14 protein-coding genes and 3 pseudogenes are annotated in these 12,159 nt (G+C 40.5%); 11 read left to right on the top strand and 6 right to left on the bottom strand.

Translation table 11 applies throughout. The features are described 5' to 3' along the window. Positions 1-2: 2 nt before the first annotated feature. The 3 genes and pseudogenes from ACFOU2_RS11340 to ACFOU2_RS11330 all read left to right on the top strand — a co-directional run bounded on the left by ACFOU2_RS11340 (position 3) and on the right by ACFOU2_RS11330 (position 3,233). The gene (locus ACFOU2_RS11340) at positions 3-281 is read left to right on the top strand and encodes a YokU family protein (protein ID WP_377915161.1); all 279 of its coding nucleotides are present in this window, start codon (positions 3-5) and stop codon (positions 279-281) included. Between the two features lie 351 nt (positions 282-632). Beyond that, positions 633-1,929 (top strand): annotated as a pseudogene (locus ACFOU2_RS11335) (amino acid permease); the annotation flags it as partial. Between the two features lie 167 nt (positions 1,930-2,096). Continuing rightward, on the top strand, positions 2,097-3,233 hold the full coding sequence (locus ACFOU2_RS11330; protein ID WP_377915159.1) for a site-2 protease family protein: 1,137 nt from the start codon (positions 2,097-2,099) through the stop codon (positions 3,231-3,233). 116 nt (positions 3,234-3,349) lie between these two features. Here ACFOU2_RS11330 and ACFOU2_RS11325 read toward each other — a convergent pair whose 3' ends face one another. Both ACFOU2_RS11325 and ACFOU2_RS11320 read right to left on the bottom strand, forming a co-directional pair. After that, the gene (locus ACFOU2_RS11325) at positions 3,350-3,505 is read right to left on the bottom strand and encodes a hypothetical protein (RefSeq protein ID WP_377915157.1); all 156 of its coding nucleotides are present in this window, start codon (positions 3,503-3,505) and stop codon (positions 3,350-3,352) included. 15 nt (positions 3,506-3,520) lie between these two features. Continuing rightward, positions 3,521-3,751 (bottom strand): DUF3892 domain-containing protein, encoded by a 231-nt coding sequence (locus tag ACFOU2_RS11320; RefSeq protein ID WP_377915155.1) that lies wholly within the window; start codon positions 3,749-3,751, stop codon positions 3,521-3,523. A 110-nt stretch (positions 3,752-3,861) separates the two neighbouring features. Here ACFOU2_RS11320 and ACFOU2_RS11315 point away from each other — a divergent pair, with 110 nt between their 5' ends. The 8 genes from ACFOU2_RS11315 to ACFOU2_RS11280 all read left to right on the top strand — a co-directional run bounded on the left by ACFOU2_RS11315 (position 3,862) and on the right by ACFOU2_RS11280 (position 10,547). Next, positions 3,862-4,542 (top strand): class I SAM-dependent methyltransferase, encoded by a 681-nt coding sequence (locus tag ACFOU2_RS11315; RefSeq protein ID WP_377915153.1) that lies wholly within the window; start codon positions 3,862-3,864, stop codon positions 4,540-4,542. A 33-nt stretch (positions 4,543-4,575) separates the two neighbouring features. Further along, positions 4,576-5,703 (top strand): glycerate kinase family protein, encoded by a 1,128-nt coding sequence (locus ACFOU2_RS11310; RefSeq protein WP_377915151.1) that lies wholly within the window; start codon positions 4,576-4,578, stop codon positions 5,701-5,703. 167 nt (positions 5,704-5,870) lie between these two features. Continuing rightward, positions 5,871-6,092, top strand: a complete 222-nt coding sequence (locus ACFOU2_RS11305) for a hypothetical protein (protein ID WP_377915149.1) — start codon at positions 5,871-5,873, stop codon at positions 6,090-6,092. Between the two features lie 169 nt (positions 6,093-6,261). After that, the gene (locus tag ACFOU2_RS11300; RefSeq protein ID WP_377915147.1) at positions 6,262-6,504 is read left to right on the top strand and encodes a hypothetical protein; all 243 of its coding nucleotides are present in this window, start codon (positions 6,262-6,264) and stop codon (positions 6,502-6,504) included. A gap of 788 nt (positions 6,505-7,292) precedes the next feature. Next, positions 7,293-7,943, top strand: coding sequence for an RNA polymerase sporulation sigma factor SigH (sigH, locus tag ACFOU2_RS11295; protein ID WP_377915145.1), 651 nt, complete (start codon positions 7,293-7,295; stop codon positions 7,941-7,943). A 381-nt stretch (positions 7,944-8,324) separates the two neighbouring features. Next, the gene (locus tag ACFOU2_RS11290; RefSeq protein ID WP_377915143.1) at positions 8,325-8,549 is read left to right on the top strand and encodes a small, acid-soluble spore protein, alpha/beta type; all 225 of its coding nucleotides are present in this window, start codon (positions 8,325-8,327) and stop codon (positions 8,547-8,549) included. A 304-nt stretch (positions 8,550-8,853) separates the two neighbouring features. Continuing rightward, positions 8,854-9,261, top strand: coding sequence for a hypothetical protein (locus ACFOU2_RS11285; protein WP_377915141.1), 408 nt, complete (start codon positions 8,854-8,856; stop codon positions 9,259-9,261). A 2-nt stretch (positions 9,262-9,263) separates the two neighbouring features. Continuing rightward, on the top strand, positions 9,264-10,547 hold the full coding sequence (locus tag ACFOU2_RS11280; RefSeq protein WP_377915139.1) for an ammonium transporter: 1,284 nt from the start codon (positions 9,264-9,266) through the stop codon (positions 10,545-10,547). A gap of 172 nt (positions 10,548-10,719) precedes the next feature. On the opposite strand, the pseudogene ACFOU2_RS11275 reads toward ACFOU2_RS11280, so the two are convergent. From ACFOU2_RS11275 to ACFOU2_RS11260, 4 genes and pseudogenes are all read right to left on the bottom strand, one after another. Beyond that, positions 10,720-10,968 (bottom strand): annotated as a pseudogene (locus ACFOU2_RS11275) (DJ-1/PfpI family protein); the annotation flags it as partial. Further along, the gene (locus tag ACFOU2_RS11270; protein ID WP_377915137.1) at positions 10,919-11,188 is read right to left on the bottom strand and encodes an iron-containing alcohol dehydrogenase; all 270 of its coding nucleotides are present in this window, start codon (positions 11,186-11,188) and stop codon (positions 10,919-10,921) included. The gene ACFOU2_RS11270 and the pseudogene ACFOU2_RS11275, both read right to left, overlap by 50 nt. Before the next feature lie 118 nt (positions 11,189-11,306). Continuing rightward, the gene (locus tag ACFOU2_RS11265; RefSeq protein ID WP_377915135.1) at positions 11,307-11,810 is read right to left on the bottom strand and encodes a hypothetical protein; all 504 of its coding nucleotides are present in this window, start codon (positions 11,808-11,810) and stop codon (positions 11,307-11,309) included. A 78-nt stretch (positions 11,811-11,888) separates the two neighbouring features. Next, positions 11,889-12,159 (bottom strand): annotated as a pseudogene (locus ACFOU2_RS11260) (phosphogluconate dehydrogenase (NAD(+)-dependent, decarboxylating)); the annotation flags it as partial.

The following is a 12,159-nucleotide window of genomic DNA, read 5'->3' as shown; positions in this document are numbered from 1 at the left end:
CTTTGAATTGTCAATGGTGTGAATCTGACACTGCTCGTGAAACGAGTGACACGGTTTATTGGGAACTTCCGGATGGAACAAAAGCGATTGAAATCCAGGAGACGCCATCTATCCATTGTTTAGATTGTGGAATGACGTATCAATCAGATGAAACGGTAAAAGAGATTGAGGATCAGCTGTTTCTGATCGATACATCTAAGCTTGAAAAGAGTATGACATACGCGGAACTCATGGCCGCTCCTCGATTGTTGAAACGAAACTACTTCGATTTTTCGCAATAAGAAGCAAGTTAGGAGAGTATTCCAAAAAGACAAAAAATGCACTTTTGGAATACCCTCCTGCGATGAACCGTCATTAAAAATCCGAGAAAATCATAGATTTCTGTGACGGTTCATCGCAGGAAAAATAGATTATTGTCATTTCCCCAAGGCTTTTGAGTCAGCCACATAAATTTTATAATGGTTGGAGCAGTTGTCCGAAAAATATCCTAATTTTCGAAAGGGTTTTCTTGCCAACTAAGCGATTGCATGAATGAAGTCAATCAGCCATCTTACAATTCTAACAGAAGTAAGGTGCTTCATTTTTAATGATGAAAGGTGGGACATGAATGCAAGTAATGAAGATCAAAAGTAGTCGGAATCATGGTCTATTTTCTGATGACAAGCCTTGGAGAAATGGCGACTTTTATGCCGGTTTCAGGTTCATTTTCTACATATGCCAGCCGCTTTGTTGATCCGGCCCTGGGGTTTGCTCTAGGGTGGAACTATTGATTCAACTGGGCTGTCACATTGGCTGTCGAAATTGTCGCTTCAGCCATTATTATGAAATTTTGGCTTCCGGATGTACCGGGCATTGTATGGAGTGTCCTGTTTTTAGGGCTGATTTTCTTGTTGAATGCGCTGTCCGTAAAAAGCTACGGTGAGTCGGAGTACTGGTTTGCTTTAATAAAGGTGGCGACAATTATTGTCTTTATTGGGGTTGGTCTCCTTACGATTTTGGGCATTTTAGGAGGCGAATATAGTGGGTTTACAAACTTTACAGCGGGAGAGGCGCCAATCAGCGGAGGTTTTTTATCTGTTTTAAGCATTTTCTTTATTGCCGGTTTTTCGTGTACAAGGAACGGAACTGGTCGGCATTGCAGCAGGGGAAAGTGAAAATCCGGAGAAAAATGTACCGAGGGCGATCCGGCAGGTATTTTGGCGTATTCTTTTATTCTATATTGCTGCCATTGCAGTGATGGGTCTTATTATTCCTTATACAAGCCCTGACTTGCTAGGCGGCGATGTTGATAACATTGCGATCAGCCCTTTTACTCTTGTCTTTGAAAAAGCAGGGATTGCCTTTGCTGCTTCTGTCATGAATGCGGTTATATTGACATCCGTTTTATCAGCAGGAACGTCTGGACTTTATGCATCCACTCGCATGCTCTGGTCGATGGCAAAAGACGGACAGGCTCCGAAGTTTCTGCAAAAAGTAAACGATCGAGGGATTCCGATGAATGCTCTTGTAGCGACGACGATTATTGGAGGATTGGCCTTTTTAACGTCCATCTTCGGAGACCAAGCACATACATGGTTATTGAATGCTTCAGGCTTAACAGGTTTTATTGCGTGGGTTGGAATCGCGGTCAGCCACTACCGCTTTAGGAAAGCATATATGGCCCAGGGCGGTGAATTGAGCAAGCTAAAATATCAAGCAAAGTGGTTTCCGATTGGCCCCATTCTTGCTTTTACGATGTGTATCATTGTTATCCTCGGACAAAACTATCAAGCTTTGTTAAACGGTAAAATTGACTGGTACGGCTTAGCCGTTTCATACATTGGGCTGCCGATCTTTTTGGCAGTATGGCTTGGATACAAAGTGGTTCATAAAACGAAAGTCATTCCGCTGAAAGAATGTTCGTTTGAGGAAACATCTATCAATGAGTAATTTGTTTGCAAAATGGAAATAAGAAAAAATATTTTAAGTGAACCCATAAAATCCTATAGAGGATAAAAACACACTTTCAGAAATTTTAGGGTGTGTTTTTGTTTGAAACCTTTTCATCTGTTCATACGTATTGTAGTCAAGAAAGAAAAAGAAAGGGAGCTTAACGGATGACCGTGTTAAAAAAGAATGCCGCGGGAATAGTGGCTGTTCTTCTATTATTAGCAGGCAAACTGAAGTGGGTTCTTGCGATCTTTAAGTTTGCAAAGTTATCAACCTTGATTTCTATGCTTGTTTCTTTTGGGGCATATGCGCTGCTCTACGGCTGGAAATTTGGAATTGCCCTCATTTATCTTTTATTCGTTCACGAAATGGGACACCTGGTTGCTGCCAGACGGAAAGGTATTGCTACTTCTCCGGCCGTGTTCATTCCTTTTATGGGAGCGGTAATTGGGATGAAAGAGCTGCCGAAAAATGCAATGGATGAAGCATATATCGCCTACGGCGGACCACTGTTTGGTTTGCTGTCATTTTTGCCGGCTGTTCCATTATATTTATGGACGCATGACCCTTTTTGGGGAATGGTGATTGGATTAGGATCACTCTTAAATCTGTTTAACTTGCTTCCTGTGTCTCCGCTTGATGGAGGCCGGATTGTGACGGTCTTATCAACGAAAATATGGTTTATCGGGTTACTCATCCTCATTCCGCTCATGATTATTGACTCGAGTGCAATTCTTATTTTAATCTTCATCATTGGACTCTTTACTTGGTGGCAGCGTGTACGTGAAAATTACGAACTCGCTGTTACAAATGGGGAGTTAACCGTTTTAGAAGAGGTGAAAGCGGTTTACAAACCAATGGAGGAGCATAAGGGCGTGTATGAGCCAATTCGTTCAGCTGAGTGGAGCGGCTATAAAGAACGGATGGCAGAGGCTTATCGATTAAAAAGGAAGCAAACGCAGCTGAAGGCGGAAGGGATGAAGTCGTTTTATATTCCTTTTATCCAGGATGACAAGAAAAAAGAAAAAGCGACTCTGCAGTTCCGAAAAGAACAATATGATCGATTGGTCAATGTATTGGAAAACGAGCATCGATGGTCCGAAGATCACCAGGAATTGATCCGCATTCAAAAAGAGATAAAAGAAAGAGAGAAAAAGGTTGAAAAGCTTAAAACATATTATTTAACAACGAAAAAAGAAAAATGGATCGGTTTAGGTGCCTACTTATTACTGCTCGTTGTCTTGGGTGGATTTTATATATTCGGCAGCGGTATTATGCAGCAAACCGGGCCGTTCATCAGCTAATGACAAAGGGACTGTCCCATATTAAAATAGACAGCCAAAAACATTTTTACTGAAAGGACCCGGCGGAAAAATCCTTGACTTTATGACATTTCTCTTGCCGGGTCATCCTTTTTGTTTTATTTATCTGTATCTGTTTTATCGTTTTGATCTTTATTGCGCTTGTTTCCTTTACTGTTATCTCCGCTAGTAATTTCTGCACCCATCTCCACTAGCTCATGCTGCAATTTAGGGTTGCTTTGGTTTTGGCTTCCGCGATTATATTTTTTGGTCATTATTTAACACTCCTTTTAAAATGTCGGCAAAGAATCTAAATTGTTAGAACAGTCACCATCCGGATTGCTGCGAATGTACGTTTCACCGTCTTTGCCGGTGAATGTGTTCACACCTTCAATCATGCGGGCCTGCACTTGTTGGAGAGCTTCCTCATAATGTAAAATGCGTCCGAACGATGTTTTAAATTCCACTAAATCCCCGTCTTCATTTTTGCGAACAGCGACAAATGTCTCTTTCGTATCCATGAGTCACACTCCTTCTCGTACATAGATTGGGGCAATACGCCTGAAATTATGCATGAAAAGGGTTTTGCACCATCGTCACGAATATATGAAAATGAAGGGGAGGATAAGGAATGACCGATTTCAATTGGCATGAAGAAGCAAAAAAGCAGTGGGATAACCGGGCGGATTTCTGGAACAAAAGCAGTGAAGAAATGTGGACGACAGGGAGCAGAAAAACCATCATTCCATTTATGGAACAGTACATACCAAAAGACGGCTTGGTTGTGGATGCAGGGTGCGGTGACGGTTTCGGATCGTATTTGCTTGCGGAGAAAGGATATCGTGTCACGGGGGTCGATTTATCCGATGAAATGATCGAGATAGCCAACAAGCGAGCAAAAACAGATCGATTGTCGTTTTTGCAAGGAGATTTAACCAATCTTCCGTTTGATGATAAGTCTGTCGGTGCCATTATGGCAATCAATTCACTAGAATGGACGAAAAAACCGATAGCGGCTTTAAACGAGCTAAGACGAATCGTAAAAGAAGAAGGATATGCATGTGCGGGGATACTCGGGCCCACTGCGCATCCGCGTGTAAACAATTATCGCCGCCTTTACGGAGAAGATGTCATCATGAATACGATGATGCCGTGGGAGTTCGAGCAGCTCGCAACAGAAAACGGCTGGAAGGTCATTGGAGGACACGGTGTTTACAAGCGCGGCGTGAACGAAAAAATGCTGGGCAGTTTGCCGAAAGAGCTTAAACAGTCGTTGACATTTATGTGGGTGTTTATGTTGCAAAAGCAATGAAATAGGCGTGAAAGATGTGGAGGTAATACAAACATGGATGTGATCATTGCACCGGATTCGTTTAAAGGCTCATTATCAAGCATGGAGGCAGCAGAAGCAATCGAAAAGGGAATGAAGCGGGCGCATGAAGGACTGACGCTTACAAAAATTCCGATAGCGGATGGTGGGGAGGGAACGGTTGATGCGCTGATTGCCATTCTTGGAGGGCGAAAAATAGAGGAAGTGGTAGAAGATCCTCTTGGCCGGAACATTCAAGCGTCGTTTGGCTGGGTTCCTTCTAAAAAGATCGCTGTCATTGAAACAGCGGCAGCCTCAGGGTTACCTTTATTAGCAAAAGACGAATTGAATCCTTATGAAGCCTCTACATACGGAACCGGACAATTGTTAAAGAGAGCACTTGATTTTGGGCCTGAACAGGTTATCATCGGGTTAGGCGGGAGTGCTACAGTTGATGCCGGAGTCGGCTTTTTACAGGCGCTCGGAGTTACATTTCTAGACGAAAAAGGATATGAAATAAGAGGGAATGGAAAAGCACTCGGACAGATTTCAAGCATTGACGTGTCCAACTTGGATAAAAGGCTGGCATCTATACAGATTCAAATAGCTTCGGATGTCACCAATCCGCTGCTCGGGAGAAATGGTGCGGTTGCTGTGTTCGGTCCGCAAAAAGGTGTGACGAACATAGAAGAGTTTGAGAAGATGATGGAACAGTATGCATCGGTTGTCGTGAAAACGATCGGAGAAGATATGAGGAGTAGAGAAGGAAGCGGAGCGGCAGGAGGCTTTGGATTCTCACTTCAGTCCTTTCTAAAAGTGGAAATGAAAAGAGGTCTTTCGCTTATTGCCGATTTGGGGAATTTAGAAAACAAGATTAAAGAGTCATCGCTTGTCATTACAGGAGAAGGAAAGATTGATGTTCAATCATTATTCGGAAAAGTACCGGTTGGAATTGCCAAGGTGGCTCAGTCCCACCAAGTTCCTTGTGTCGCATTCTCGGGATGCGTTGAAGGGGAGTCCGCACTTTTTGAAAAAGAAGGATTATCGGCTGTGTATCCGATTGCGAATCGCCCGATGACGCTCGAGCAATCAATGAAACAAGGTGCTTATCTATTAGAAGAAGCGGCATATCGCTTCACTAAATCCATTTTTCTATTGAAATAGTCAAAAAGGCAGTCGAATGAGGCTGCCTTTTTAAGCTTTTTTATTATTCATCTTCTTTTAAGTTCTTTTTCATTAACTCAGCGATAGATAAAAAGAACGTGTGTTTGCATTTGTTCTTGAAAAAGGAACAAACGTTCGGTAAAATAGCCTTATAAGGAGATGAGCTGATGCTTCCAGTACTAAAACGCTGTATAGAATCAACTGTTCCTGCGGAAATCATCTACTTGGCTTCAAATGGCCAAATTACGCAAAGAACAATCATCATTCAAGAAATCAAGGATGATACGATCAAGGCTCTTTGTTTGTTAAGGAATCAGCAAAGGGTTTTTAGAATAGAAAATATTTTGGCTGCAAAGATGACGAGAAAGAAACAAAAGAAGCCCGCATAATCAAATGGTTGTACTCATCCAAACAACTCGATCTATCCCTAACAGATCAATCCCGTGTCATGGATTGCTTCATAGCAAATTGTTGATATGAGATATAAAAAAGCAGTCTATTGTAAATATTAAAGGAGTGCTGGCACCAGTACGAAATTAAATTTAAGGGGAGTCTCATATGTCTAATCAACAATCACAACAAGCAAATAATCAGAGTAATACAGTATTAAAGTCTCAACAATCGATTACTCAAACATTTCAAGATATTGTAACACAGGCGCAGGACGATCTTGCCCAGGCTCAAGCTGCAGGAAACCAGGATTCTATTAAGAACCGTCAAGCACAACTTAATCAAGCGCAGGCACAATTAACACAAGCCCAGACTGCTTATAAAAATACTTCTGAACAAATTCAAGGGTAAACGAATCAGATAAATTCATTCAATATGGCTGACTCAAAAGTCTCCGGATGACGGCAATCATCCATTTTTTTGTGATGGAACGTCGTCATGATGCTTGATTTTCCCGGATTTTTAATGACGGCCCATCGCAGGAGGGTGTCCCGAAAGTATATTCTTTGTATTTTTGGGACAATATTTAAACCTTCTGATTTGGATTTTAACGGGATTGTTCAAGCATTAGTCTTCTGGCTCTGCCTTCGGATGGGTCTTTGTTAGAAGGATTGTGGACAGAAAAATGTCTAACAAATGAATTGTTTTTTTCACTAAAGGGCGGCATTACTTCAACAAGTGATGTTGCCTTTTTTCTTGAACGAAAGAGGAGTTCGGTTCAAGAAGGAATAAGGTTCATATCGACATCTTACTTCATATTAGGACGTTAATGCGACACAAACACCAAGGAATACGCTTTTTATCTTTATGACGTAGAATGTAAAAATTTGTCGATGTTTTCTCATATCTTCGGAAGCTTATCTGAGTTAATATTAAGAGTATAAATGATTATATTTTGGACTGTTTTTTAAGTCTGGATCCCTTTAATGAAAGAATGGGAGACCGAATGAAAGTAGAACAAATCAAAAAAATGGTCGGTGAATGAACGAGTAAACAATATATTGACCATGAAATTACGCATACTTTAAACCAAATAATGAACACATTATTTCTGTATGTGTGTTAGTTATTTGAATAAAAAGGCAATGTATCAGTTTATTAAACATCAAAACTCAACTGAATTCGGCGGAGGGATATGAGTGAGTGTAAACTTCGGAGTAAAACTGATTGAAAATTATGCTAAATTAGAAGATGAAGTTTTGGTAGAGCTGGCTCACAATGGGGATGGCGAGTCATTGGATTTTTTAATCAACAAATACCGGAATTTTGTCCGCGCCAAGGCAAAAACATACTTTTTAATTGGTGCAGATAAAGAAGATATTGTTCAAGAGGGAATGATCGGTCTGTATAAAGCCATTCGTGATTTCAGAGAGGACAAGCTGACCTCTTTTAAGGCTTTTGCTGAACTTTGTATCACCAGACAGATTATAACGGCAATTAAAACAGCTACCCGTCAAAAGCATATCCCTCTAAATTCATATATTTCCCTGGACAAGCCTATTTATGATGAAGAATCAAGCTATACACTTATGGATGTGATATCCGGAGCAAAAATAACGAATCCGGAAGCATTAATCATTAACCAGGAAAAAGCCGATGATCTTGAACTAAAAATGGCAGAAGTGCTTAGTGATTTAGAAAGAAAAGTATTGACCTTATATATGGACGGTCAATCATATCTGGAAATTTCTGAAGAACTAAACAAGCATGTAAAGTCGATTGATAATGCCCTTCAGCGAGTAAAAAGAAAACTCGAACGATATCTGGAGATAAGAAAGGTTATCCTATGATAGAAAAAGAATACTGTTCTTGAATGAAAAAAGGGGCTGACTCAAAAGCCTCCAGATGACGGTAATCATCCATCTTTTCTGTGATGAGCCGTCACCGCCATGCTTGGTTTTCCTGGATTTTTAACGACGGTCCATCGCAGGAGGGTGTCCCAAAAGTATGTTCAGTACTTGGGACACCCTCTTCATTTCTAAACACATGGCAAACTTAAATTTGACAATACAAGGAGATGAAGGGAGAAAGTCCCGCAATTGCTTGCTCACTCTGTTCCTTTCAACAGTCTTATTATGAAGGGTTTCCTCTTTACTATTCAGCCAAAATTTTCAAGGTATCGGCCTTTTAGATAAAAGGAACCTTAAGGATGTACAAGGAGGTGAAGACAGATGTCAAACCGCAGTGGCGGCCGTAACCGCTTATTAGTACAAGGTGCAGAGCTGGCAATCGAGCAATTAAAATATGAAATCGCGACTGAATTTGGTGTGCAGCTTGGAGCAGACCAAACAGCTCGTGCAAACGGTTCAGTAGGTGGCGAGATCACAAAGCGTCTTGTTGCGACAGCTCAATCTCAATTATCAGGACAAGTTGGTGCAGCAGGTACATCTCGCTAATGAATGTTTAAATATAACAAGTAAAATGAAATATTCCAATATGGCTTAGGCTACCTGCTAATGTAGGTAGTCTTTAAGTTGTTGGAAGACCCTTTGGGTTTCTCGATCAGTTAACTGCCTGATAAAATAGGCGGTTCCTTTTACCTGGTAGTCGGTTTTCTGTTCGCTTTAGGTTCTTTCCTATTTTCTAAGTCACTTATAAACAAACTTGTTTAACTATTAAACTACTTCATTTATAAATTGACTTGAATGGAAATTCAGCATATAATCAGGAAAAGTGACACTTTATGTAAGGAGATATAACATGGATGTTATCGATGAATTATACCATAATGTTGTTTTTCAGCTTTCATCTAAGGAATTAACTAAGATCATGCAATGTATAAAGAATAAAAAGGAACAAGAAATAGAGGAAATCAAGGACAAAATCAGTAAATACGAACAGAAAAAACGAGCTGAAGAAGCTTGGTATCAATCTTTATCCCCTATCCGAAAAATCTTTGCCGGACGTCCTCCCAGCCATCATCAAGCAGTCGAGTACATGGTTTATGTAAAAGACCGGTTTAAGAAGATCGAACAAATAAAACAGAGAATGGTTGAATTGGATAAAGTCATTAATCTGTTACAAAATGATTTAACTATAAAGGAGATTGCGTTACCCACTGCCATCATTGAAGAAATGAAACTATTTAGGGAAACGGAGGTACGGTAGAAATGACGACGGCTGCATTAAGTGCCGGTTTAGATACAACCTGGGTTGTTCTAACAGCGGCTATGATTCTTCTAATGGAAGGGGGATTTGCCCTATTAGAAGCTGGTTTTGTTCGGCATAAAAATAATGTCAATATTATCATGAAGGTTTTCGCAGATATTACAATTGGCACACTTTGTTTTTATTTTATTGGTTTTGGTTTGATGTATGGTGCTGATTTTTTGGGACTTATTGGAACAAATGGATTCATGTTAAATGGTAACCTATCGCACTTAAAGTTTTCGATTTCCTTGGATACATTATGGTTATTTCAAGCCGCGTTTGTTATTGCTGTGGTCTCAATTGTCTCAGGTGCAGTAGCAGAGAGAATAAATTTTCGTGCCTATCTTCTTTATGTAGTTTTAATGACTGCGTTTATTTATCCAATTGCCGGACATTGGGTATGGGGTGGCGGTTGGATAAGCAAGTTAGGGATGTTAGACTTCGCCGGTTCAGCTGTTATTCATGCATTAGGCGGTTTTTCTGCATTGGCGGCAGCGATACTTATCGGTCCGAGAAAAGGCAAATTCACTTCCGGTGGTACTAGTTCAATTGCATTGCCAAGCAACCTCCCTTTAGCTTCAGTGGGAGCTTTCCTATTATGGTTCGGATGGTTTGGCTTTAATGCTGGAAGTACATTAAGTGCTACTGATGAACGGATCGGCCATATTGCAATTGTCACCATGTTATCAGCTGCAGCAGGCGGAGCAGTCACCATGATTTATACATTATTTCGTTATAATCGGTCAGATGCACCATCTGTCATTAACGGTTCTTTAGCTGGCCTAGTCGGTATTACGGCGGGTTGTGCTTTTGTTAGTGATCAATCAGCTATTCTGATTGGAGCTGTTTCCGGCTTACTCATGATGGCTGCAACTAACTGGTTGGAGGCTAAACGCATTGATGATCCTGTAGGAGCATTTCCTGTCCATGCTGTTTCCGGAATGTGGGGGACAATAGCTGTAGGGCTCTTCTCAACAGATGGCGGACTTTTTACGGATGGTGGTTGGCACTTATTAGGTGTACAACTCTTGGGTTTAGCTGTACTATGTGCATGGGGATTTTTGTTAACATGGTTCGGACTTAAAATAATCCGATTATGGATACCGATCCGTGCAACTGAAGAAGAGGAAGAAGTGGGATTAGATATTAGTTATCATGGCATTATGGCTGTCCATAGGTCACGTGAATTTATAAAGTATGAGGGCCCTTATACCCAGATTCAACAGGATGACTTTGATGACTAATTTCCAAATCATTCTATGCTATCGGAGTCATCCATTTCGATATACACACAGAGGCCATGTCAAGGAGGTAAATGATTTTGGCTCTAACTAACCCTTAAGTGCATCAGAGGTGGGAACACTTTGGCTTAAGTTTTAAGTATTCCATAAGAAGTATCGTTTCTTGTATAACTATCCCCGTGATGTCGACACCTTTTAAAAGATCTGTATCGATTAACACTTGTGGTCCATGGCATATGGCAAAAACAGATTTTCCTTCTTGAATGAATGCTTTTGCAAATTCACCAAAACGATCGTCTTCACGCAATAAATCGGGAGAGAATCCACCAGGGATAAGCAAAGCATCAAAAAAGACTTGTGCTGGTTCAGTGTACTCAACGTCTTCGAATAGGTTCGTTATAAGTGCAGCAATTTTTTTGCCCATACCCATTAACTTCCTTAAATGGATCGTTTTCAACGCCTTCGATTAGCTGGGTTTCAATACCAGCCTCACGTAAATAAGATTGGATTTTATCGAGATAACCCGATTTTTTAATTGATTGACCGCCAATAACGATGGTCGCTTTTTTCCCTTCAAGGGTTTTCAAAACTTCTAGGGATCCTTCCCCAAAATAAATATCTCTCGGAATCGTAAATCGGTTCATGTGTGCCAATTCTCCTTTTCTCCAGTTGTTTAGGGAAACCTCAACAACTTTAAGGTTCCCTTATTCATTTTTCTAAAATAGAATACGTCATAAGTGTTTCCCATCATCTTAAAAGTTACTAATGAACATACTCAAGGTCTCTCTCAACATTGGCACTTAAAATGTCTTCTGTTTTGATTTCGAGTAATTTCTCCAAGAACCTTATGGTTCCTAATACTGCTTGAATATCCTCCTCTGTTTGAACGTCTTCCATTTTCTTTTGAAGAATCAGTTCATTTATAACTTGTTTGAAAGCCTGGGTCTTTATAAGCCATTCTCCAACTAGTTCCTTTGTTGTGTCTCTCTCGCCTTCATTTTTGACAGCAATTAAACTTTCCGTTTTTGTTTCTACGAGTGTTACGGAACCAAAATCGGAATCCATACGGATGCGAAAATAATTCTTTCTACTGTCATAATATCTTTCTTCCTTTAATAGAAAATACTCTATCCCTACTGTGATTTCATAAAAGGGTTCTGTCTCTGTAGGATAATGAAGATCTCTTACATCCACACTTTTTACAACGTCTAAATAGGTCTCCAAACCATATTGGGTACTAATGATTTTTGCATCCATTACGTTCATGATTTCACTCCCTTTTTCACCTTGCGGATTGTTTTAATATTTAATCAGCTTGTTTACTAAAATCCATCCTATATTAACCTAATTGCTTTTTTCAACTGCATGTCCACCAAACTCGTTTCGAAGGGCAGCGACCACTTTCCCTGTAAAGGTGTCATGATCTAAAGAACGGTAGCGCATCAAAAGAGACATGGCGATCACGGGAGTGGCTGCCTGCAGATCCAAGGCCGTTTCCACTGTCCACTTTCCTTTTCCTGAAGAATGCATGGTTCCTTTGATTTGTTCTAAGTTTGCATCTTTAGAAAATGCACGTTCTGTTAAGTCCATGAGCCATGAACGAATGACTGAACCG

It is taken from the genome of Bacillus songklensis (assembly GCF_042649685.1).
Lineage (GTDB): Bacteria > Bacillota > Bacilli > Bacillales > Bacillaceae_H > Bacillus_BA > Bacillus_BA songklensis.
The sequence above is the reverse complement of the archived record's forward strand: the minus strand, read 5'-3'. Positions and strand labels throughout refer to the sequence as shown.

Coding starts and splice junctions, on each gene's coding strand:
- ACFOU2_RS11285 (WP_377915141.1), top strand. CDS start 8,854: ATGGATGTTATCGATGAATTATACCATAATGTTGTTTTTCAGCTTTCA.
- ACFOU2_RS11270 (WP_377915137.1), bottom strand. CDS start 11,188: ATGAACCGATTTACGATTCCGAGAGATATTTATTTTGGGGAAGGATCC.
- ACFOU2_RS11325 (WP_377915157.1), bottom strand. CDS start 3,505: ATGACCAAAAAATATAATCGCGGAAGCCAAAACCAAAGCAACCCTAAA.
- ACFOU2_RS11300 (WP_377915147.1), top strand. CDS start 6,262: ATGTCTAATCAACAATCACAACAAGCAAATAATCAGAGTAATACAGTA.
- ACFOU2_RS11290 (WP_377915143.1), top strand. CDS start 8,325: ATGTCAAACCGCAGTGGCGGCCGTAACCGCTTATTAGTACAAGGTGCA.
- ACFOU2_RS11320 (WP_377915155.1), bottom strand. CDS start 3,751: ATGGATACGAAAGAGACATTTGTCGCTGTTCGCAAAAATGAAGACGGG.
- ACFOU2_RS11280 (WP_377915139.1), top strand. CDS start 9,264: ATGACGACGGCTGCATTAAGTGCCGGTTTAGATACAACCTGGGTTGTT.
- ACFOU2_RS11310 (WP_377915151.1), top strand. CDS start 4,576: ATGGATGTGATCATTGCACCGGATTCGTTTAAAGGCTCATTATCAAGC.
- ACFOU2_RS11315 (WP_377915153.1), top strand. CDS start 3,862: ATGACCGATTTCAATTGGCATGAAGAAGCAAAAAAGCAGTGGGATAAC.
- ACFOU2_RS11330 (WP_377915159.1), top strand. CDS start 2,097: ATGACCGTGTTAAAAAAGAATGCCGCGGGAATAGTGGCTGTTCTTCTA.
- ACFOU2_RS11305 (WP_377915149.1), top strand. CDS start 5,871: ATGCTTCCAGTACTAAAACGCTGTATAGAATCAACTGTTCCTGCGGAA.
- ACFOU2_RS11265 (WP_377915135.1), bottom strand. CDS start 11,810: ATGAACGTAATGGATGCAAAAATCATTAGTACCCAATATGGTTTGGAG.